The organism is Mycobacterium asiaticum (assembly GCF_001673315.1).
Lineage (GTDB): Bacteria > Actinomycetota > Actinomycetes > Mycobacteriales > Mycobacteriaceae > Mycobacterium > Mycobacterium asiaticum_B.
Genome location: NZ_LZLQ01000024.1, coordinates 171,728 through 191,373, shown reverse-complemented (window position 1 = coordinate 191,373; position 19,646 = coordinate 171,728). Strand labels below are relative to the sequence as shown.

Here is a 19,646-nt window from a genome sequence, read left to right as displayed (position 1 = left end):
CAGACCTCCGGGCGGGAGCGAAGCTCTATATATAACGCACATTAGTGTGCGATATTAGCACATATCTTGTTGGTAGATCGATAACCCAATTTCCGCGAGAAGGAACTGTGACGGAGTTCGAGAGCGTCTGGAGCGACCTGCAGGGCGTCGAGTTTTGCCAGGGTTACCTCGACGCGGACGGAGTGCGTACCCGCTACTTGCGGGCCGGTGAACCAGGCCGGCCGGTGCTGGTGTTACTGCACGGGTCCGGAGGTCACGCCGAGGCTTATGTGCGGAATCTGGCCGCGCACGCGGAACATTTCTGGACCTGGTCGATCGACATGCTGGGGCACGGTTACACCGACAAACCGGGCCACCCGCTGGAGATCCGGCACTACGTCGAACATTTGATGGCGGTGGTGCGCAGCATCGGGGCCGACCGCATCAAACTCAGCGGTGAGTCGCTGGGGGGTTGGGTCGCCGCACGCGCTGCCGTCGATCATCCGGATGTCATCGACCGGCTTGTGCTGAACACCGCCGGGGGATCGCAGGCCGACCCGGTGGTGATGAAGCGGATTATCACACTGTCGATGGCCGCGGCCGAGGACCCCGCCTGGGAGACCGTACAAGCGCGCATCAAGTGGTTGATGGCCGACAAGTCAAAGGATTACGACGACTTGGTAGCCAGCAGGCAGCGCATCTACCGGCAACCGGGGTTCGTCGGGGCTATGCGCGACATCATGGCCCTACAGGATCCGGAGATTCGGGCCCGAAACCTGCTGGGCCCCGCCGAATACGGCTCGATCACCGCACCCACCCTGGTGCTGTGGACCAGTGACGACCCCACCGCAGACGTGTCCGAGGGCCGGCGCATCGCCTCGATGATTCCCGGCGCGCGGTTCGAGGTGATGCCGGGTTGCGGCCACTGGCCGCAATACGAGGACGCCAAGACTTTCAACCGGCTGCACATCGACTTCCTGCTGGGCCGCTGATGGCCAGCACGGATTTCGATGTGATCATCGTCGGAGCCGGGCCCGTCGGCTTGACCTTGGCCAACATCCTTGGGCTGCAGGGTATCCGAGCACTCGTGGTGGAGGAACGTTCGACGCTGATCGACTATCCACGCGGGGTGGGTCTGGACGACGAGGCGCTGCGCACCTTCCAGTCCATCGGCTTGGTCGACAACATCCTGCCGCACACCGTGCCGAACCAGATCCTGAGGTTCTACGACGCCAAACGCCGGGTGCTCGCCGAAATGGCGCCGCCGGATGCACGTTTCGGCTGGCCTAAGCGCAACGGATTCGTACAGCCGCTGGTCGACGCCGAATTGCTGCGCGGGCTGGACAGATTCGACCACATCGAGGTGTGGTGGAGCCACCCGATGATCTCCTGCAAACAAGACGCCGACGTGGTGACTGTCGAGTTGGGCGGCAACGACGGCACCACCACCGTGCGTGCCCGCTACGTCGTCGGGTGCGACGGCGGCCGCAGCATGACCCGCGGCATGATGGGTGTCTCCTTCGACGGCACGACGTCACCGACCCGGTGGCTGGTGGTCGACATCGCGAACGACCCGCTGGGTCACCCGAACAGTGAGGTGGGTGCCGACCCGGACCGCCCGTACGCCTCGATTTCGATCGCACACGGAATTCGCCGCTTCGAGTTCATGATTCACGCACACGAGTCGGACGAGAAGGCGCAGGATCCGGACTTTTTGCGGGAGATGCTGGCGCGGATGGTGCCCTACCCCGATCGCGTCGAGGTGATCCGACGCCGGGTCTATACCCACCACTCACGGATCGCCGGTGCGTTTCGCGCCGGCCGGATGCTGCTCGCCGGGGACGCGGCGCATCTGATGCCGGTGTGGCAGGGCCAGGGCTACAACAGCGGCATCCGTGATGCCGCCAACCTGGGGTGGAAGTTGGCTGCGGTGGTCGCCGGTCGGGCCGGCGACGCGTTGCTGGACACCTACGATGTCGAGCGGCGCAAGCACGCCCGCGCCATGATCGACCTGTCGACGATGGTGGGCCGGGTCATCTCGCCGACGAACCGACGGGTCGCCGGAGCGCGCGACGTGCTGATCCGGTCCGCGTCGATCGTGCCGACGCTCAAACGGTATGTGCTGGAGATGCGGTTCAAACCGATGCCTCGCTACGAGCACGGCGCGGTGGTACACGGCCGTCCGGAATCACCGGCCGGCACGTTGTTCGTGCAGCCCCGCGTCGATACCCGGACGCAGCCCAACGTCCTGCTCGACGATGTGCTCGGTCCCTGGTTCGCGGTGTTGTGCTGGAACAACGATCCGCGCAAGATCCTGGGGGAGCAGGCCTTCGCCGACTGGAAAGCCCTGGGCGCCCGTTTCGTTGCGCTGCGACCCTTGACTCAGCTGCATTGGGCCGGCCAGGACGATCCCGACGTGGTGATCGTCGGCGACCGCTCCGGCGGACTCAAAGCCTGGTTCGACGCACACCCGGAATCGGTGGTGTTCCTGCGTCCGGACCGCTGCATCGCCGGGGCCTGCATCGCTCAACGGTCACCCGAGTTGAGCAAGGCGCTCATCGAAGCCCTCGCCCTGACGCCGCAAGGGGGTGAGTTCGACAGTGCCACTGGCTCTTTGCTGTATGTCCCACAGCCCGCTTCTGAATCTACCGGGGCCGCCGCGGGATCTGCTTGACGATGTCGATGCCGCGATCGCCCAGGCGCGCGAATTCGTCACCGACTACGACCCGGAACTCGTCGTCATCTTCTCCCCGGACCACTACAACGGATTCTTCTACAAACTGATGCCGCCGTTCTGTATCGGCATGCAGGCCAACGGCGTCGGCGACTACGGAACCCACGCCGGTCCACTTGAAGTGGCCAAGGACGTTGCGGAAGACTGCGCGAATGCGGTTCTGGCCGCGGGCGTCGACGTCGCGGTATCGGCCGGCATGGATGTCGACCACGGCACCGTCCAGCCCTTGGAAAGGTTGCTCGGCACCGCGACCTCACGCCCGCTCGTACCCATCTTCATCAATGCGGTAGCGCCCCCGTTGGGCCCGTTGCGTCGGTGCCGCGCCCTGGGCACCGCGGTGGGTGACTTTCTTGCCACCCTGGACCAGCGCGTGCTGGTGATCGGATCGGGCGGCCTGTCCCACAGCCCGCCGGTGCCGACACTGGCCAGCGCCGATCCCACGGCGCTGGAACGGATCGTGCACGGGCGGCCCATGACCGCCGAACAGCGCCAGGCCCGGCAGGCACAAGTCATCGACGTCGCCAAACGCTTCGCCGACGGGACCACCGACCTGCAGTGCCTCAACCCGGCCTGGGACCAACGCTTTCTGGATGTGGTGGACAGCGGACACCTCGCTGATCTGGACCAGTGGTCGAATGCGTTCGTCACGCACGAGGGCGGTAGTTCCGCACACGAGATCCGAACCTGGATCGCCGCTTTCGCGGCATTGGCGACGGCTGGGCCGTACCGCACCACGGTGCGCTACTACAAGCAAGCGGCCGCCCTGATCGCCGGCTTCGCCATCCGGACGGCGGTGCCCGCCGGATGACTGCCGTGCCTGCCCGCGACGAGTTCGATCGCGTCGTCGATGTCCTGATCGTCGGCTCCGGCGCGGGGGGCATGACCGCCGCCCTGACCGCGGCCGCCGCCGGCCTGGATGCACTGGTCATCGAAAAGTCGGCGCGATTCGGCGGTTCCACCGCGCTGTCCGGCGGGGGCATCTGGGTGCCGGGTGCACCCGCGCAGCGCAGAGCGGGCTATTCACCCGACCCGGACGCGGTCGTTGAGTACCTCCGCCAGATCACCGACGGACTGGTCAGTGACGCACGACTGCAGCAGTACGTCGAGTCGGCGCCGCGAATGCTGGCCTTCCTGGAGGGGCTGAGTCCCTGGCTGGAATTCGTGTGGAAACCCGGTTATGCCGACTACTACCCCGAACTGACCGGCGGGTCCGAGCTGGGCAGCACCATCAACGTGCCACCCATCGACCTGCGTCATCTCGGTGACGACGAAGACAAGCTATTGCAACCGCTGGCCCTGGCGCCGAAGGGAATTTGGCTGGGGCCCAAAGAGCTCCGTTCCTTCTATCAGATCCGGCAGTCCTGGACCGGCAAGGCCGTACTGGTGAAACTGATCGCACGGATGGTCCGGGCCCGGGTCTTGGGGGAACGGATCGCCGCCATCGGGCAGTCCCTGGCCGCACGGCTGCGGCTCGCGATGCGCGACGGCGGCGTTCCGCTGTGGCTGAACACGCCGATGACCGAATTGCTCACCGCCGCAGACGGATCGGTGATCGGCGCGCTGGTGGAGCGGGACGGCAAGCCGCAGCGGATCGGATCCCGGCGCGGAGTGGTCCTGGCGTCCGGCGGATTCGACCATGACATGGCCTGGCGCAAAGAACATCAGCCGGTAGTGGATCGGGACTGGAGTTTCGGCAACCCCGCGGCAACCGGTGACGGCATCCGGGCCGGTCAGCAGGTGGGTGCCGCCGCCGACCTGCTCGACGAGGCATGGTGGTTCCCGGCCATCCAATGGCCGGATGGGCGAATGCAATTCATGCTCAACGAGCGGATGATGCCGGCGCAGTTCATCGTCAATGGCGAGGGCCGGCGATTCATCAACGAGGCCGCGCCCTACATGGATTTCGGTCACGCCATGATCGAGGGCCAGAAGACGGGTGTGACGCATATCCCGTGCTGGCTCATCACCGATCACCGGTCGTTCAATCGTTACGTCGTGGGTGGTCATCTGCCGATACCGAAGATTCCTGGTGCGCCGGTGCCGACCGGGCGCAAGGTGCCGAAGGCCTGGCTGGACTCCGGCGTCGTGCGTGCCGGATCGACATGGGAGGAACTGGCCGCCAAAATCGACGTCCCCGCGCAGCAACTGCGAGCGACCGCCGAGCGCTTCAACGAACTGGCGCGCCGAGGGCACGACGACGATTTCCTGCGCGGCGACAGCGTCTACGACAACTACTACGGCGACCCGACGCTGCCCAACCCAAACCTGTATCCGCTGGGCGCCCCGCCCTTCTACGCGTTCCGCGTGGTGCTGGGGGACCTCGGCACGTCAGGCGGTCTGCGTACCGACGAATTCGCCCGAGTGCTGCGCCGCGACGACACCGTGGTGCCCGGACTCTACGCGGTGGGCAATACCTCCGCGCCGGTGATGGGCCGCAGTTACGCCGGCGCCGGCGCGACCATCGGACCGGCCATGACTTTTGGCTTCGTCGCGGCGAATCACCTTATTGCACAACAGGCCAACCTCGATGCAACCCAGACCCTGAATTCTCCTAGGAGGTAAAAGATGAAGATTTCGCTGTTCTACGAGTTCGCGCTGCCGCGGCCCTGGGTGCCGGACGATGAACGACAGATGTTGCAGGATTGCCTCGACGAGGTGGAGGCGGCGGACAAAGCCGGTTTCTCCACCGTGTGGCTGACCGAACACCATTTCCTCGAGGAGTACTGCCATTCCACCGCGCCGGAGATCTTCTTGGCCGCGGCCAGCCAGCGCACCAAGAACATCCGGCTGGGTTTCGGCATCATGCATCTTCCGCCGGTGGTCAATCATCCTGCCCGGGTAGCGGAACGGATTGCCACCCTGGATCTGTTGTCCAACGGACGAGTCGAATTCGGTACCGGCGAGTCATCTTCAGTCGGGGAACTCGGGGGATTCAACATCGACCCCGCCGACAAGCGGGCGCAGTGGGAGGAAGCGCTCGAGGTGTCCATCCGCTGCATGATCGAGGAGCCGTTCACGGGGTTCAAGGGCGAACACGTCCAGATGCCCGCCCGCAACGTCATTCCCAAGCCGCTGCAGAAACCTCATCCACCGGTCTGGGTCGCCTGCACCCGACCGGCCAGTGTGCAGATGGCCGCCCAAAAGGCCATCGGGGCCTTGAGTTTCGCGTACACCGGGCCTGGGCCGCTCACCGAGCGGGTCAACGGGTACTACAAGGAATTCGAGGAGAACGGCGTACCCGTCACGCCCGCGATCAACCCGAACATCCTGGCTATCGGCGGCGATCTGTCCATGATGGTCGCGAAGTCCGACGACCTGGCCTTGCAGCGCCTCGGACAGGGCGGCGGCTTCTTCTCGTTCGGGATCATGCACTACTACATGACCGGTGTGCACACCCCGGGCCGGACCGGGGTCTGGGAGCGTTATCTCGAAGAGGTCGAGAAGGATCCGACGCTGGCCTACGGCCCCGGTCGCGGCGCAATCGGATCCCCGGCTACCGTTCGCGAGTTCCTGCGCGGTTACGAAGAAAGCGGTGTGGACGAAATCATCCTGCTGCTCAATCCGCGCAGTCACGAGGGCACGATGGAGTCCATCGAGTTGATGGGCAAGGAGGTGCTGCCCGAGTTCATCGAGCGCGACGCCAAGCACGTGGCGGAGAAGGCTGCCCGGCTGGCACCGGTGATCGAAAAGGTGGAGGCGCGCCGCCCCGAATCGACGGTGCCGCCGTTCGACGAGACCTACTCGTTCGGCGGGTTGCCGACCGGGCGCGGCGGTAAGTTCACCGCCAGTGAGATTCCCGAGGCGATGGCCGAGATCAACGAAGGCCGGGTGCAGGCCGCGCAGCGACTGAAGGAGCAGGGCAAGTGACGAACAATCGGCTTGCGCAGGAGAGCGGTTGACCGGATACGACGAGCTGTGGCGCTACGACGGTCGTCGTGTCGTGGTGACCGGATGTGCTTCGGGCATCGGTGCGCACCTGGTACGCCAGCTCACCGAACTCGGTGCCGAGGTGGTGGGGCTCGACAAACGCCGGCCCGCGCTCGAGGTCAACGCTTTCCACCCAGTCGACCTGGCCGATCCGGCGTCGATCGACCAGGCTGTCGCCGCCATCGGCGGACCCGTCGACGCGTTGTTCAACGTCGCCGGTGTGTCGTCGGGAGTCGGTGACCCGCTCCTGGTCGTCACCATCAACTTTCTGGGCCTGCGCCATCTCACCGAAGCGCTGATTCCCACCATGACGGCAGGGTCTTCGATCGTGAGTGTCTCGTCACTGGCAGCCGCGGCATACCGCGAGCACCTGACGCAGGTCGCTCCGCTGTTGCGCACCGCCACGATGCAGGAAGGCATCGTCTGGGCAAAGTGCCACCCGGACACGCTGGGCGCGGGCTACCAATTATCCAAGGAAGCCGTCATTCTCTACACCATGCGCAGCGCTACCGATTTGGGTGCGCGAGGGATTCGGATCAACTGCACGGGCCCCGGGGTCACCGAAACCCCGATCCTGGACCAGCTGCGGACTGCGTACGGCCCGGCATTCCTCGACGACATCCCCAAGCCGTTGGGCAGGGTCTCCGATCCGGCCGAACAGGCCGCGGTGCTGCTGTTCCTGAACAGTGCTGCGGCCAGCTACATTTCGGGCCAAGTCGTGTGGGTGGACGGCGGGAACGTGGGGGCCGCGATCGCCCGTGAGCTCGAGGAGACCTGATGGCAACGATGGCCGACTTTCGTCGGGTCGCAAAAGATCTCAGCAACTGGGGGCGGTGGGGAGATGACGACGAGCTCGGCACCCTGAATTTCATCACCGCCGAAAAGGTCCGACAGGCGGCCAGCTTGGTGCGGCACGGCAAGGTCTTCCCCCTCGGAGTGGACTTCGGATCGTCGGGGCCCCAGGGCGCGTTCGGCTTTCGGCAAAACCCCGTACACGTGATGACCGTAGATGGGGGTGACGCGAGCTCGCTGCTGCAGTACGGGCCAGGGTGGGAGAAAAATCCGACGGCGGTCCAGTTGAGCAGTTACCTCGCCGACAACCCGTTTCGGTTCAACGACGACATGATCATCATGCCGCTGCAAGCCGCCACGCAATGGGATGCGTTGTCCCACGTGTATTACGAGGACCAGCTCTACAACGGCTTCCCGGCGGATTCGGTGACCAGCCTGGGTGCCTTCCACTGCGGCATCGACAAGGTCGACGTCAAAGGCATCACCTCCCGCGGCGTGCTACTCGATCTGGTCCGACACCGTGGCGCCGAGGTGTTCCTTGAGCACGGGAACCCCATCACTCCAGAGGAATTGGACGACGTCGTTCGCGCTCAGCAGGTGACGATCGAACGCGGAGACATCGTGCTGATCCGAACCGGTTGGTGGACCAGGTTTCTCCTGACCGGTGACAAAATGGAGCCGTATTCCGGGCTGGATTGGCGTTGCGCCCAGTGGCTGCACGACCACGACATCGCCGCCGTGGCGGCTGACAACCTGCAGGTGGAGGATCCGGTCTCCGGCGTCGAAGGCTTGTTCCTGCCGTTCCACCTGCTCTGCCTGCGTGACATGGGGATGATGCTGGGCGAATACTGGGACCTGACCGCGCTGGCAGCGGACTGTGCCGCCGACGGCGTCTACGAATTCCAGTTGATTGCACCGCCTTTGCGGTTCACGGGAGCAGTGGGCTCGCCGGTCAATCCGATCGCGATCAAATGATGGAGATACAACACAGAACCATCGAGGTCGACGGCCTCACCACCGGTTACCTCGAGGCCGGGGACGGCGAGCCGGTGGTGTTGCTGCACGGCGGCGAGTTCGGCGCCAGTGCTGAATTAGGTTGGGAGCGCACCATACCCGCACTCGCAGCGCATTACCGGGTGCTGGCCCCGGACCAACTCGGGTTCGGGCGTTCGGCGAAGGTCGTCGACTTCGTCAACAGCAGGGCCATGCGCATCCGGCATGTGGCGCGATTCTGCGCGCTGCTCGGTGTCGAGTCGGCACACTTCGCGGGTAATTCCATGGGCGCGATCAATCTGCTTACCGACACCACGTCGGATGCGCCGCTATTGCCGGTGCGCAGCATGGCGATCATCTGCGGGGGCGGAGAAATCCAACAGAACCACCATTTCGACGCGCTGCAGCAATACGACGCCACCTTGCCGGCAATGCGCAAGATCGTCGAAGCGTTGTTCTACGACGCCAAATATCCCGCGGACGAGGACTATGTGTGGCGCCGCTACGAGTCCAGCACCGCGCCGGGAGCGTGGGAAGCGGTCGCGGCGGCCAGGTTTCGGCGCCCCAACGCCGCGACGCCTGCGCTGGCGTCGAGCGCGCGGCCCTATCATCGGATCGGTCTGCCGACGCTGGTTGTCGAGGGCGGCAGCGACAAGCTTCTTCCTCCGGGCTGGGCCGCGCAGATTGCCGACCAGATCGACGGTGCCCGCTCGGTGGTGGTTCCCGGTGCCGGCCACTGTCCGCAGATCGAACAAGCCACCCGCGTCAACGAAATACTGTTGGAGTTCTTCGCCGGCTAGCGGGTGGCCGCGAGTCATCGAGACTGAAAATCTGCAGAAGAAGTCCGAGTGGGCACCTGCAAATCTTCAGTTTCGACATCGGCCGAGGTGCCCTCAGTACACATAGTCCAGCCGAGTCATCATGCCCGCCTCCTGGTGGTAGGTGTTGTGGCAGTGCATGACCCACGTCCCCGGATTATCGGCAATCAACACCGCGCGCAGCTTGCGCTTGGGCAGCACGATCACAGTGTCTTTGCGTGCGCCCAAGGTGCCATCGGTGTTGATGACCTGAAAGGTGTGCCCGTGTAGGTGGATGGGATGCCACATCATGGTGGTGTTGTCGAAGGTCAGAGTCGGGTGCTGGCCTTTCCGCACATGCAACGGTTTGGTCCTGCTGTACGGCTCGCCATTGATCGTCCAGTCGTACTTCGCCATCGTGCCGCCGAGCACCACCGGCAGATCGAGATTGGGTGCGGGACGACCCAGATTGGCCGAGGTCACCGCGGTGAACATGTCGATCACTCCGACACGTTTGTTCAGTTCGCCTGGCCTGAACTGCGGGTCGGGCGGACTGCCCGCACCGGTGACCAGCAATGCACGGGCCAGTGCGTCCTTGCCTTCGGCGGCTGCGACCAACGGGAACACACCATCCGCCGCGGTGATGAGGACGTCGTAGCGTTCGGCCATCCCGATCAGCAGGGCGTCGACCCGAGTAGGCACCACGGCATAACCGTCGGTATGGGTGACCGTCATCGTGTGTCCCGCCAGGGCGATGCGGAACGCGGTATCGGAGGCCACATTGATGATTCGGATCCGTACTCGCTGACCGGGCTTGGCTCTGAATGTGGTGGCGGCCTGAGGGATTCGCCCGTTGATCAGGTAGTAGGGGTAGGCGATGTCGCCGGCGTCGCCCCCAAGCAGGTCGCTGGTGCCAACACCACCCATTCCCGGCATCCCGGGCATCTCAGGCATCCCGGGCATCCCGTCCGTCGGCCTGGCCGAAGTCGAGGTCATCGCGGGCGCACTGGAAGTCGTGGCGCTCGTGCTCGTGCTCGTGGTCGGCGGGGGCGGTGGTGGTTGCCTGGGCGGCTTGTTGGGCGCGGTGAGCGCGTCGTAGAGCTGCTGCGGTGACTTGCCCACGCCGTCGGTCCAATCGTCAAGAATGACAATCCATTCCGCGTCGTAACGACCGATCTCGGTCGGGTCGTCGATGATGAACGGCAAGTAGAGGCCTTTGTCTGCGTCGAGTCCGGTGTGCGGATGAGCCCAGTAAGTACCGGAATTCGGCACGGAGAACCGGTAGGTGAAGTGCTGACCGGCGGGGATGTTGGGGGTGGCGGGTTCGGCGCCGTCCATATCGTTGCGCAGTGCAATACCGTGCCAGTGGACCGAGGTCGGATGATCGAGTTTATTTGTGACTGAGACGACGATTTCATCGCCGACGGTCGCCCGGATCAGGGGGCCCGGGATGGCGTCACCGTAGGCCAGCGTATCGACGATCCGGCCACCGATGTCGATGCGCGCGGGTTGCGGCGTAAGGCTGGTCGTCACGGTCCTGCCACTGCGCGGGCGAGTGGCCTCCACCGCAGCGATCGCGGCGGCCCTGGGCGACACCGGTCCCTTTGGCCGACCGCAGGCGCTTAGTGCCAAACCGCCAGCGGCAGCACCGGCGGCGAGGAAGTCACGTCTGTTGAAGCGAACGCTGTCTGCGGGGTAACCGCTGGTCAGCGGGACCGGCATGGACTGCTCCTCGTCTGTGTCGATTCGCCGCGGTCGATTCCGAACGTCTTCTACCCTGCTCAGCGCGTGGCCATATCGCAACCCGTGCGGCCGACAGGCGTTGGCCCGTGGCCGCTTTACAGTATACCCATGGGGGGTATACAGTGCCGACATGAACCGGCGGCGCCACGGTATGCGATTGGCGATAGTTGTCGTCGTCGCGGCATGGTCGGTGACCGCGCTGGTGGCCCACTGCTGGTTGCCCCAGGTAAACCGCCAGTCCACTAGTGCGCTGGCGGCGGCCCCGACGAGCTTTGCGTCGATGGTCGACATGCACCATGTTGGGTGCCCGCCCGATATTGCGGGTGTCCCGCCAGCACTGGCGGATACAACAACTTTCGCAGCTATCCCGGCGGCCGCGGTCTCGACCATCGCCGCCATGCCCGCTTATCCGTATCACCAGGCCGGACGTGGCCCACCGGGGTCGTCGGGAAAGCCGCCGTCCGGTCAAGACCTCCTGATCCGCTACTGCCTGGCCCGTCGCTGATCGGTCAGCGCCAAGCCGTGAGCCACGCCGCCACGGCCGGAGACCGCTGACCCAAACCTCATCTCTCAAGCTGGCGAGATCGCTAGCGCCGATGGAGAAGCGACGAAAGTGAACCGGACAATGACCATTGACAATCTGCGAGTTCCCACCCGCTCCCACCACACCTCACTGCGAGCGATCCGAGATCGCTACCGTCAGGTCCCCGCGGGCTACCACCCAGTGCCGGGCCGAAATCATCGGCCGGACAACATGGTTGGCAACACCCCGGTGCTCTGGGTGTCCGGCGACACCAGCCCGGTCCGAACCGCTGATCGTGGGTTCTGGGCCAAGCTGGAGGGATTCAACCCAGGCGGTATGAAGGATCGCCCTGCGTTGCACATGGTCGAGCGTGCCCGCGCTCGCGGCGACCTGCAGCCGGGTGCAGCGATCATCGAGTCCACCAGCGGGACACTGGGATTGGGACTCGCTCTAGCCGGCAACGTGCACCAGCACCCCGTCACGCTCGTTACCGACCCGGGTCTGGAACCGATCATCGCGCGCATGTTGACCGCCTATGGTGCCCGGGTCGACATGGTGACCGTGCCCCACCCGGTGGGCGGCTGGCAACAGGCGCGCAAAGATCGGGTGGACGAACTGCTGGCCGCTGAACCCGGTGCGTGGAACCCCGACCAGTACAGCAATCCCGACAATGTGGATGCGTACCGAACAATGGCTCTGGAATTGGCTGCCCAACTCGGGCGCGTAGACGTCCTGGTTTGCTCGGTGGGCACCGGCGGACATTCGGCGGGGGTCGCGCGAGTATTGCGGGAGTTCAATCCGAATTTGCGGTTGATCGGCGTCGACACCATCGGGTCCACCATCTTCGGACAACCCGCAGCCAAACGCCTGATGCGCGGGCTCGGCTCGAGCATCTATCCCGGCAACGTCGACTACGGTGCGTTCAACGAAGTGCACTGGGTCGCTCCGGCCGAGGCGGTCTGGGCGGCACGCAGCATGGCGGCCACCCACTACGCCGGCGGCGGGTGGAGCGTCGGGGCTGTCGCATTGGTCGCAGGCTGGGCAGCGCGCACGCTGTCGCCCGACACCACGATCGCGGCAGTCTTCCCCGATGGCCCGCAGCGGTATTTCGACACCATCTACAACGACGAGTATTGCGCCGCAAACGGTTTGCTGGGCGGGCGACCAGCCACCAGACCCGACGAAATAGCTGCTGCGGCGGACGCGGTGGCAAGCCGCTGGACACGCACCACATCCGTAGTCGACCCGATGCGGGCGGTGACGTAATGCGATTCATCGCGCAGTTCCGCAGCTTCAACCCCGCCACCCGGGTGCTGATGGTGAACCAGTTCGGCATCAATTTCGGCTTCTACCTGCTGATGCCGTATCTGGCCGCCTACCTCGCCGGCCCTCTCGGGCTGGCGGCCTGGGCGGTCGGCCTCGTGCTGGGTATACGCAACTTTTCGCAGCAGGGCATGTTCTTTGTAGGCGGTACGCTTGCCGACCGCTTCGGTTACAAGCCGTTGATAGTCACCGGATGCCTGTTGCGCACCGGCGGGTTCGTTCTGCTCGGCTTCGCGCAATCCCTGCCTGCGCTGCTGATCGCGGCGGCCGCAACGGGTTTCGCCGGGGCACTGTTCAACCCGGCAGTGCGGGCCTACGTGGCAGTCGATTCCGGTGACCGCAAGCTCGAGGCGTTCGCGGTGTTCAACGTCTTCTATCAGGCGGGAATCCTGCTGGGCCCGCTGGCGGGACTTACTCTGGTGGCGTTGGATTTTCGCGTCACCGTATTGGCTGCGGCTGCGGTGTTCGCTGTGCTCACCGTCGCACAACTGCGAACGTTGCCGCAGCGCGAAGCTGACCCCGCGGACGCCCGCGTTTCGATCCCGCAGGACTGGCGCAAGGTGCTGGGCAACCGCAGGTTCCTCGGCTTCGCCGCGACCATGATCGGCGCCTATGTGTTGTCGTTCCAGATCTATCTGGCGCTGCCGATGCAGGCCGCGCTCCTGGCGCCGAGGCGACCATCACTGTTGGTTGCCGCGATGTTCGCGGTGTCCGGACTCATCGCCATTGCTGGGCAACTGCGTACCGTCGCATGGTTCGCCGAGCGCTGGGAACCCAGCCGCGCCCTGGTGGTCGGCGCGCTGATCTTGGCGTCGTCCTATGTGCCGCTCGCCTTGGTACCGAACGGCCAGCGGTTCGGAACGGCCGCCGGTGTGTCGGCTCTGCTGCTTTCGGCGGGCCTGCTGGCCATCGCGTCTGCCGTGCTGTTCCCCTTCGAAATGCGAACCGTGGTAACCCTTTCGCAGAACAACCGGGTGGCCACCCACTATGGGTTCTACAGCACCATCGTCGGGGTGGGAATCCTGGTGGGCAACCTCGTGGTCGGGTTTTTGTTCGGCGTGGCGCACCGCTTGCACGCCGAAGGAATGGTGTGGGGCGCGTTGATCCTGGTGGGCATTGTCACGGTCGCGGGGCTGAGTCGGCTGGACAAAACCGTTCAGCAGCCTGATAGACCAACCGGGTGTATTTCTGGGTACGGTCCGACCCGGCCGAAGTGACCTGCCCCATCTTGTTCATCACATAGGCGAATGTCATGCGGCGATCGAGGTCCATGACGACCACGGAACCGCCCCAGCCGCCCCAGTAGCAGATTCGACCCGACGGAATGTCAGGCACCGCTTCTGCTTTGGGCAGCGCGTACCCGATGCCCCAACGCGCCGGCATGCCCAGCACCAGATCGATTCCATCGGCTTGCTCGTCGAAGATCAGGTCGATGGTTTCCCGGCGCAAGAATTGCTGACCGGCTATGGTCCCGCCGAGGGAGATCGGCGACAGCGCTCGCATCAGAGAACGGGCATTTCCGTGACCGTTGGCCGCTCCGATATCCGCGCGCCGCCAGGCCGTTGTCTGGGCGATCAGCGCGGCTTCGGCGTTGGGCGCGAGCATGCCGAACGTCTTGCGCATCGGATGATCCTCGGGCACCGCGTCCAGCGGCACGTCCAATGGCGGCGGCGGGATCAACTCGGCGATGCGGCTGTCGTCCTCGGGGCGCGCGCCGATCTGGATGTCTGCGTTCAAGGGTTCGGAAATCGACTCAAGGACAAATCGTTTCAGTGTAAGGCCGGTAATCCGGCGAACGATCTCGCCGATCAGATGGCCGCTGGTCACCGCGTGATAGCCGGACGCGGTGCCGGGCTGCCACCACGGCGCCTGGGCAGCGAGCTTGGAGGTGGACTTCTCCCAGTCGTAGACCTCCTCGATCGTGAACGGCAATTCCCAACCCGATACTCCCGAGGTATGACTCAACACATGGCGCACCTCGACGGCATCCTTGCCGTTTGCGGCGAACTCCGGCCAATAGTTCGCGACGGGCGCGTACGGATCGAGTTCACCCCGGTCGATGAGCAGCAGCGCCCCTAGCGCGGTGATGTTCTTGGTGCTGGAGAAGACGTTGACGATGGTGTCCGAGTTCCACTGCCTGGTCTTGGCGCGGTCGACGTATCCGCCCCAGATGTCCACCACCGTCTCGCCGTCGATGTCGACGGCGATACCGGCGCCGAGTTCACCGCCGGTGGTGAGTTCGTCGGCCAGTGCCGCGACGAGGTCGGTGCACCGCGGGTCATAGTGACCGGCGATGACGGCGCCGACCGCGGCCTCACAGAATTGTTGGGTCATTGTCGTCCGTCTCCTCTGTCGTCGGTGTGTTCGACTATGCGGTCCAAGCCGGCCACACAGCATTGGCCGGACCGCGTAATTCACCGCCTCCCGCGACATGCCGGTTTTCTACGCATATTCGCTGATGTTGCGAGGAACGGCACGGCGCAGGCTGGCTAGCATGGGTGAATCTGATCCTTGCGTGCACAAGGTGTCGCTGAACTGGAGCGAGTTGGGCGTGAACGAACTGCCAACCGGAACGGTGACCCTGCTGCTGGCAGACATCGAAGGATCCACCGGTCTGTGGCAGAGCCGTCCAACCGAGATGCCCGAAGTGCTGATGCGACTGGACGCGACGTTGGATCGGCTGGTGAACGAGCATCACGGGGTGCGGCCGATGGAACAGGGCGAGGGTGACAGCTTCGTCATCGCCTTCGCGCGGGCCAGCGACGCCGCCTGCTGCGCGTTGGCGTTGCAGCGGGCACCGCTGGCCCCGCTGCGGTTGCGGATTGGAGTGCACACCGGAGAGATCCAGCTGCGCGATGGCGCGAATTACTTCGGGCCCACCATCAATCGAGCCGCTCGGGTGCGCGACCTGGCCCACGGTGGCCAGACGGTGCTGACCGCGGCCACCGAACAAGTCCTGGCCGACTATTTACCGGACGGCTCGTGGTTGACCGATCGCGGTATCCATCAACTGCGCGACCTGGCCCGCCCCGAGCGGATACTGCAACTCTGCCATCCGGATCTGCGCGTCGAGTTCCCGCCGTTGCGGTCCTCGAACAGAGCTGTGGCGCAGTCAATTCCGATTCCACTGACCAGCTTCGTCGGGCGCAGCACCGAGATCGTCGAGCTCATGCAGTTGCTCGGCGAACACCGGTTGGTGACACTGACTGGCGCCGGCGGCGTCGGCAAGACCCGGTTGGCTATTGAGCTGGCAAACCACCTGGTTGAGGAGACCGGTAGGCAGATCCACTACGTAGATCTTGTTCCGATCAGCGACCCGGCCCTGGCCGAGGGAGCCGTCGCGCAAGTTCTCGGCCTACCGAATCAACCTGGCCGCCCGACCCTGGACACTCTCACGGCGCGCATCGGCGACCGCGCGGAACTGATCGTGTTGGACAACTGCGAGCATCTGCGCCAAGCGGTGACGGCACTGGCGGAGGCGTTGCTGGGCCGCTGTCCTGCCGTGCGACTACTGGCGACCAGTCGCGAACCGTTGCGCACTGCAGCGGAGGTGAACTGGCAGGTTCCCTCGCTGGGGGTGGTCGACGACGCCGTGAAGTTATTCAGCGACCGCGCCCGCCACGTTCGGCCTGATTTTGCTGTCACAGAAGGTAATACAGAGGCCATCACGGAGATCTGTCGGCGACTCGACGGCATGCCGCTGGCGATCGAACTTGCCGCCGCGCGGATGCGGGCATTGTCGCCGGCCGACATCCGCGATAGTTTGACGGACCGTTTTGAGCTGCTTACCGGGGGAGCCCCCACGGCCGTGCGGCGGCAGCAGACACTGCGTGCCTCGGTGGACTGGTCACATTCGATGCTGACTGACGCCGAGAGCATCCTGTTTCGCCGGTTGGCGGTATTCGCGGGTGGTTTCGACCTCGACGCCGCCGTGGCGGTGTGCGGCGGCGCAGGCGTGCAGCGCTACCAGGTACTCGACCAACTGACCCTGTTGGTGGACAAGTCCCTGGTCCAAGCCGACAGCATCGCCGACCGAGCGCGCTACCGGATGCTTGAAACAATTCGCGAATACGGGTTGGCGAAGTTGAGCGACTCGGGTGAGGCCGAGGCGGTCCGTCACCGGCACCGCGACTACTACACGGTGCTGGCCGCGGCACTGGATACCCCGACCCGCAACGACTTTCGGCACTACGTCGTTCGCGTCGAGAACGAACTGGACAACCTGCGGGCCGCATTCGCCTACAGCTGCCAAGACGGCCGGTACGAACAGGCGTTGCAACTTGTCTCCTCATTGCAGCCGCTGTGGCAGGGCCGCGGTCGATTGCGTGAGGGTTTGTCTTGGTTCAACTCGGTTCTGGACTGCGACGGCTTCGATCCGGACGCCATCGACCCGGCGATACATGCACGGGCGATCGCGGATAAGGCTGTCCTGGATTCGTATAGCGCGGCGACCGACAGCATGGGGCAGGTGCACCGCGCCTTGGAGACTGCACGCGAACTCGGGGATCCCGCGCTGCTAGCCCGCACTTTGACCGCCTGTGGGTGCATCGCGGTTCTCGACTTCGATTCAGCGGGAAAGTATTTGGCCGAAGCGATCCATTTAGTGCGGGTGACCGGCGATGACTGGCGGCTTAGTCAAATCCTGGGTCGGCAGGCATTTCTCGCCGCCATGGCGGGGGATCCGGTGGCAGCCGACGCCGTCGGCCAGGAGGGAACGGAAGTCGCGGGGGCGCTCGGCGACTGGCTCAACGAACACATGTGTCGCTGGAGCGCTGGCATGTCGAAGATGTTTCGTGCCGACCTGGACGGTGCGATCGACACCTACCGGGCGGTGTTGACCGACTGTGAAGGCGACGGCGACACCGTCGGAATGATGTTGTGTTTGGTCAGCCTGGGGTGCGCGCTGGTGTATCGAGGTGATGTTGCCGCCGCCCGGGACGTGGGCCGCGCGGCGATGGCCGCAGGAGCGGAACTCGACGACGTGGTGGAACTCGCGGCAGCGACCGTCCTGGCCATCGCCGCCATGGCCGACGACGACGCTTCGTCGGCGAACGCGCTCGGCGCAAAAATTTGGGACCATCCCGGCGTGCACCGCGGCACGGTGGCAGCCACTGCCGTTGCCCTGTGCGCCCACGCTGAGGGTGATCTCACCAAAGCGCAGGAACTGGCTGACGAGGCCGTGGCCACGCTGGCCGGTTGGCACCACATTTTTGCGTTGAGCATTCGCGCCCACGTCGCCGCGGACCGCGGTGAGCCCGAGCAGGCCCGCCGCGACGCGCGTAGGGCGTTGATGCTCGCGGCCGACAACGGTGTTCGTCTCAGCATCCCCTCGGTTTTCGAGGTCCTCGCCCGGTTAGCCGTCGCCGGCGGCAACCACGCGGAGGGGGTGCGGTTTATCGGGTTAGCAGACACCCTGCGCGCCGAAACCGGCGAATTCCGCTTTCCCATGTATCAGTCCGCATACGCCTCGATGCTGGGCAGTTGTCGGCAAGCGTTGGGCGAGGACGGTTTTCAGGCCTCATACGGTGAGGGGTCGGCATGGTCGGTGGACGACGCCACTGGTTACGTGCTGCGCCGGCAAGGCGAACGAAAGCGGCCGACGAGTGGCTGGGCCGCGCTGACCCCCACCGAACTCGAGGTGGCCCGTCTGGTCAGTGAGGGTTTGGCCAACAAAGACATCGCCGAGACCATGTTCATCTCACCGCGCACTGTTCAGGCGCACCTGACGCACATGTACACCAAACTGGGTTTTTCATCCCGGCTGCAACTGGCGCGCGAGGCTGCCCGCCGGGCCGAGACTCCTGATCACTAGACCGCATCAACTGCGTTTCATGTGAATTTCGTCAGTGTGGCGAACATCCACCCAATCAGGCCTTAACATAAGGTTAACGACAGGTGAACTGAGCGACGCCACGACGGGGGTGACGAGGAATGGATTTCGGAGCGTTGCCGCCCGAGGTCAATTCGGACCGGATGTACGCGGGTTCGCGCTCACGGTCGATGCTGGCTGCCGCGGACGCATGGGACCGGCTGGCCGACGAACTTTATGGCACTGTCAACGCCTACCGGTCGACCGTCGCCACCCTGGCCGCCGACGGCTGGCAGGGTTGCGCAGCGGACGCCATGACCGACGCAACCGCCCCCTACCTGCGCTGGCTCACCCGTACCGCCGCGCAGGCCGAGGAGATCGCGGGCCAGGCCAGGGCCGCGGCCAGCGCTTTCGACGATGCGCTCGCGGCCACCGTGTCGCCAGCCGTGATCGCCGCCAACCGCGCCCGCTTGGCGGCGCTGAGCTCGACGAATGCCACCGGGCAATACACACCGGCGATCGCGGCCCTGGAGGCCGACTACGGCGAGATGTGGGCGCAGGACGCCGCCGCGATGTACCGCTATGCCGCCGCCTCGGCCACTGCCGCCACCTTGCCGGAGCTGGCGCCGCCGGCGTTGGGTTACAACATGCCGGCGCTGATGGGTTCCGACGGAGACGACGGCGCGCCGGCGATGTTGGCCCCGGCAATGCCAGCGGTGCCGCAGGCGCTGCGTAGCCTCGCGGGCCCGGTGCGTTCGGCCGCAGTCACCTCGGGGATCACTCAGTTGCTGCGGCAGTGCAAGTTCGTCTCGCCGGTGAGTGTGTTCGCGTCGGCGATCAGTTCGTCGAGGAGCATGACCCTGTCCGGTACATCGGCACGGCCCAAGATCCCGGCGCCACCCGACATGACGGTGGCCGTGGGCCACGGTGTGGTGGTCGGCCGCTTGGTGGTGCCGCCCAGTTGGGGTGCCGTCGCAATGGGCGTGGTGCGCGCGATCGCCTGATCGCTTGGTCAGTCCGTCAGAC

The 19,646-nt window shown here is 65.1% G+C and carries 15 protein-coding genes; 13 read left to right on the top strand and 2 right to left on the bottom strand.

The features are described from left to right. Positions 1-107: 107 nt before the first annotated feature. From A5636_RS04655 to A5636_RS04620, 8 genes are read left to right on the top strand one after another with little or no spacing between them, the layout of a single operon-like run. On the top strand, positions 108-971 hold the full coding sequence (locus A5636_RS04655; RefSeq protein WP_065157509.1) for an alpha/beta fold hydrolase: 864 nt from the start codon (positions 108-110) through the stop codon (positions 969-971). Then, complete coding sequence (locus tag A5636_RS04650; protein ID WP_065157508.1) at positions 971-2,653, top strand: bifunctional 3-(3-hydroxy-phenyl)propionate/3-hydroxycinnamic acid hydroxylase; 1,683 nt, start codon at positions 971-973, stop codon at positions 2,651-2,653. Before A5636_RS04655 ends, A5636_RS04650 begins: the two co-directional genes overlap by 1 nt. Further along, complete coding sequence (locus tag A5636_RS04645) at positions 2,601-3,521, top strand: 3-carboxyethylcatechol 2,3-dioxygenase (protein WP_065157507.1); 921 nt, start codon at positions 2,601-2,603, stop codon at positions 3,519-3,521. The genes A5636_RS04650 and A5636_RS04645 overlap by 53 nt, the downstream gene beginning before the upstream one ends. Beyond that, on the top strand, positions 3,518-5,275 hold the full coding sequence (locus A5636_RS04640) for an FAD-binding protein (protein ID WP_065157506.1): 1,758 nt from the start codon (positions 3,518-3,520) through the stop codon (positions 5,273-5,275). The genes A5636_RS04645 and A5636_RS04640 overlap by 4 nt, the downstream gene beginning before the upstream one ends. Before the next feature lie 3 nt (positions 5,276-5,278). Further along, positions 5,279-6,580, top strand: coding sequence for an LLM class flavin-dependent oxidoreductase (locus A5636_RS04635; RefSeq protein WP_065157505.1), 1,302 nt, complete (start codon positions 5,279-5,281; stop codon positions 6,578-6,580). A gap of 28 nt (positions 6,581-6,608) precedes the next feature. Further along, complete coding sequence (locus A5636_RS04630; RefSeq protein WP_065157504.1) at positions 6,609-7,418, top strand: coniferyl-alcohol dehydrogenase; 810 nt, start codon at positions 6,609-6,611, stop codon at positions 7,416-7,418. Beyond that, positions 7,418-8,407 (top strand): cyclase family protein, encoded by a 990-nt coding sequence (locus A5636_RS04625; protein WP_065157503.1) that lies wholly within the window; start codon positions 7,418-7,420, stop codon positions 8,405-8,407. The genes A5636_RS04630 and A5636_RS04625 overlap by 1 nt, the downstream gene beginning before the upstream one ends. After that, positions 8,407-9,225: an alpha/beta fold hydrolase gene (locus tag A5636_RS04620; protein ID WP_065157502.1), complete on the top strand. Its 819-nt coding sequence runs from the start codon at positions 8,407-8,409 to the stop codon at positions 9,223-9,225. Before A5636_RS04625 ends, A5636_RS04620 begins: the two co-directional genes overlap by 1 nt. A 93-nt stretch (positions 9,226-9,318) precedes the next feature. Here the strand turns inward: A5636_RS04620 and A5636_RS04615 are convergent, their stop codons facing one another. After that, the gene (locus tag A5636_RS04615; RefSeq protein ID WP_065157561.1) at positions 9,319-10,944 is read right to left on the bottom strand and encodes a multicopper oxidase family protein; all 1,626 of its coding nucleotides are present in this window, start codon (positions 10,942-10,944) and stop codon (positions 9,319-9,321) included. A 151-nt stretch (positions 10,945-11,095) separates the two neighbouring features. On the opposite strand from A5636_RS04615, the gene A5636_RS25985 reads away from it, so the two are divergent. The 3 genes from A5636_RS25985 (at position 11,096) to A5636_RS04605 (ending at position 14,028) form a co-directional block, all read left to right on the top strand. Then, positions 11,096-11,470, top strand: coding sequence for a hypothetical protein (locus A5636_RS25985; protein WP_155763584.1), 375 nt, complete (start codon positions 11,096-11,098; stop codon positions 11,468-11,470). Between the two features lie 120 nt (positions 11,471-11,590). Continuing rightward, positions 11,591-12,754: a PLP-dependent cysteine synthase family protein gene (locus tag A5636_RS04610; protein WP_081287594.1), complete on the top strand. Its 1,164-nt coding sequence runs from the start codon at positions 11,591-11,593 to the stop codon at positions 12,752-12,754. Further along, complete coding sequence (locus tag A5636_RS04605; protein WP_065157501.1) at positions 12,754-14,028, top strand: MFS transporter; 1,275 nt, start codon at positions 12,754-12,756, stop codon at positions 14,026-14,028. Before A5636_RS04610 ends, A5636_RS04605 begins: the two co-directional genes overlap by 1 nt. Here the strand turns inward: A5636_RS04605 and A5636_RS04600 are convergent. Then, positions 13,931-15,145, bottom strand: coding sequence for a serine hydrolase domain-containing protein (locus tag A5636_RS04600; RefSeq protein ID WP_065157500.1), 1,215 nt, complete (start codon positions 15,143-15,145; stop codon positions 13,931-13,933). The two genes, A5636_RS04605 and A5636_RS04600, sit on opposite strands and share 98 nt — an antisense overlap. A gap of 160 nt (positions 15,146-15,305) precedes the next feature. Between A5636_RS04600 and A5636_RS04595 the strand changes: the two genes are divergently transcribed. Both A5636_RS04595 and A5636_RS27065 read left to right on the top strand, forming a co-directional pair. Beyond that, positions 15,306-18,623: a helix-turn-helix transcriptional regulator gene (locus tag A5636_RS04595; RefSeq protein ID WP_065157559.1), complete on the top strand. Its 3,318-nt coding sequence runs from the start codon at positions 15,306-15,308 to the stop codon at positions 18,621-18,623. Between the two features lie 119 nt (positions 18,624-18,742). Beyond that, positions 18,743-19,624: a PPE family protein gene (locus tag A5636_RS27065; RefSeq protein ID WP_065157499.1), complete on the top strand. Its 882-nt coding sequence runs from the start codon at positions 18,743-18,745 to the stop codon at positions 19,622-19,624. Positions 19,625-19,646 lie beyond the last annotated feature (22 nt).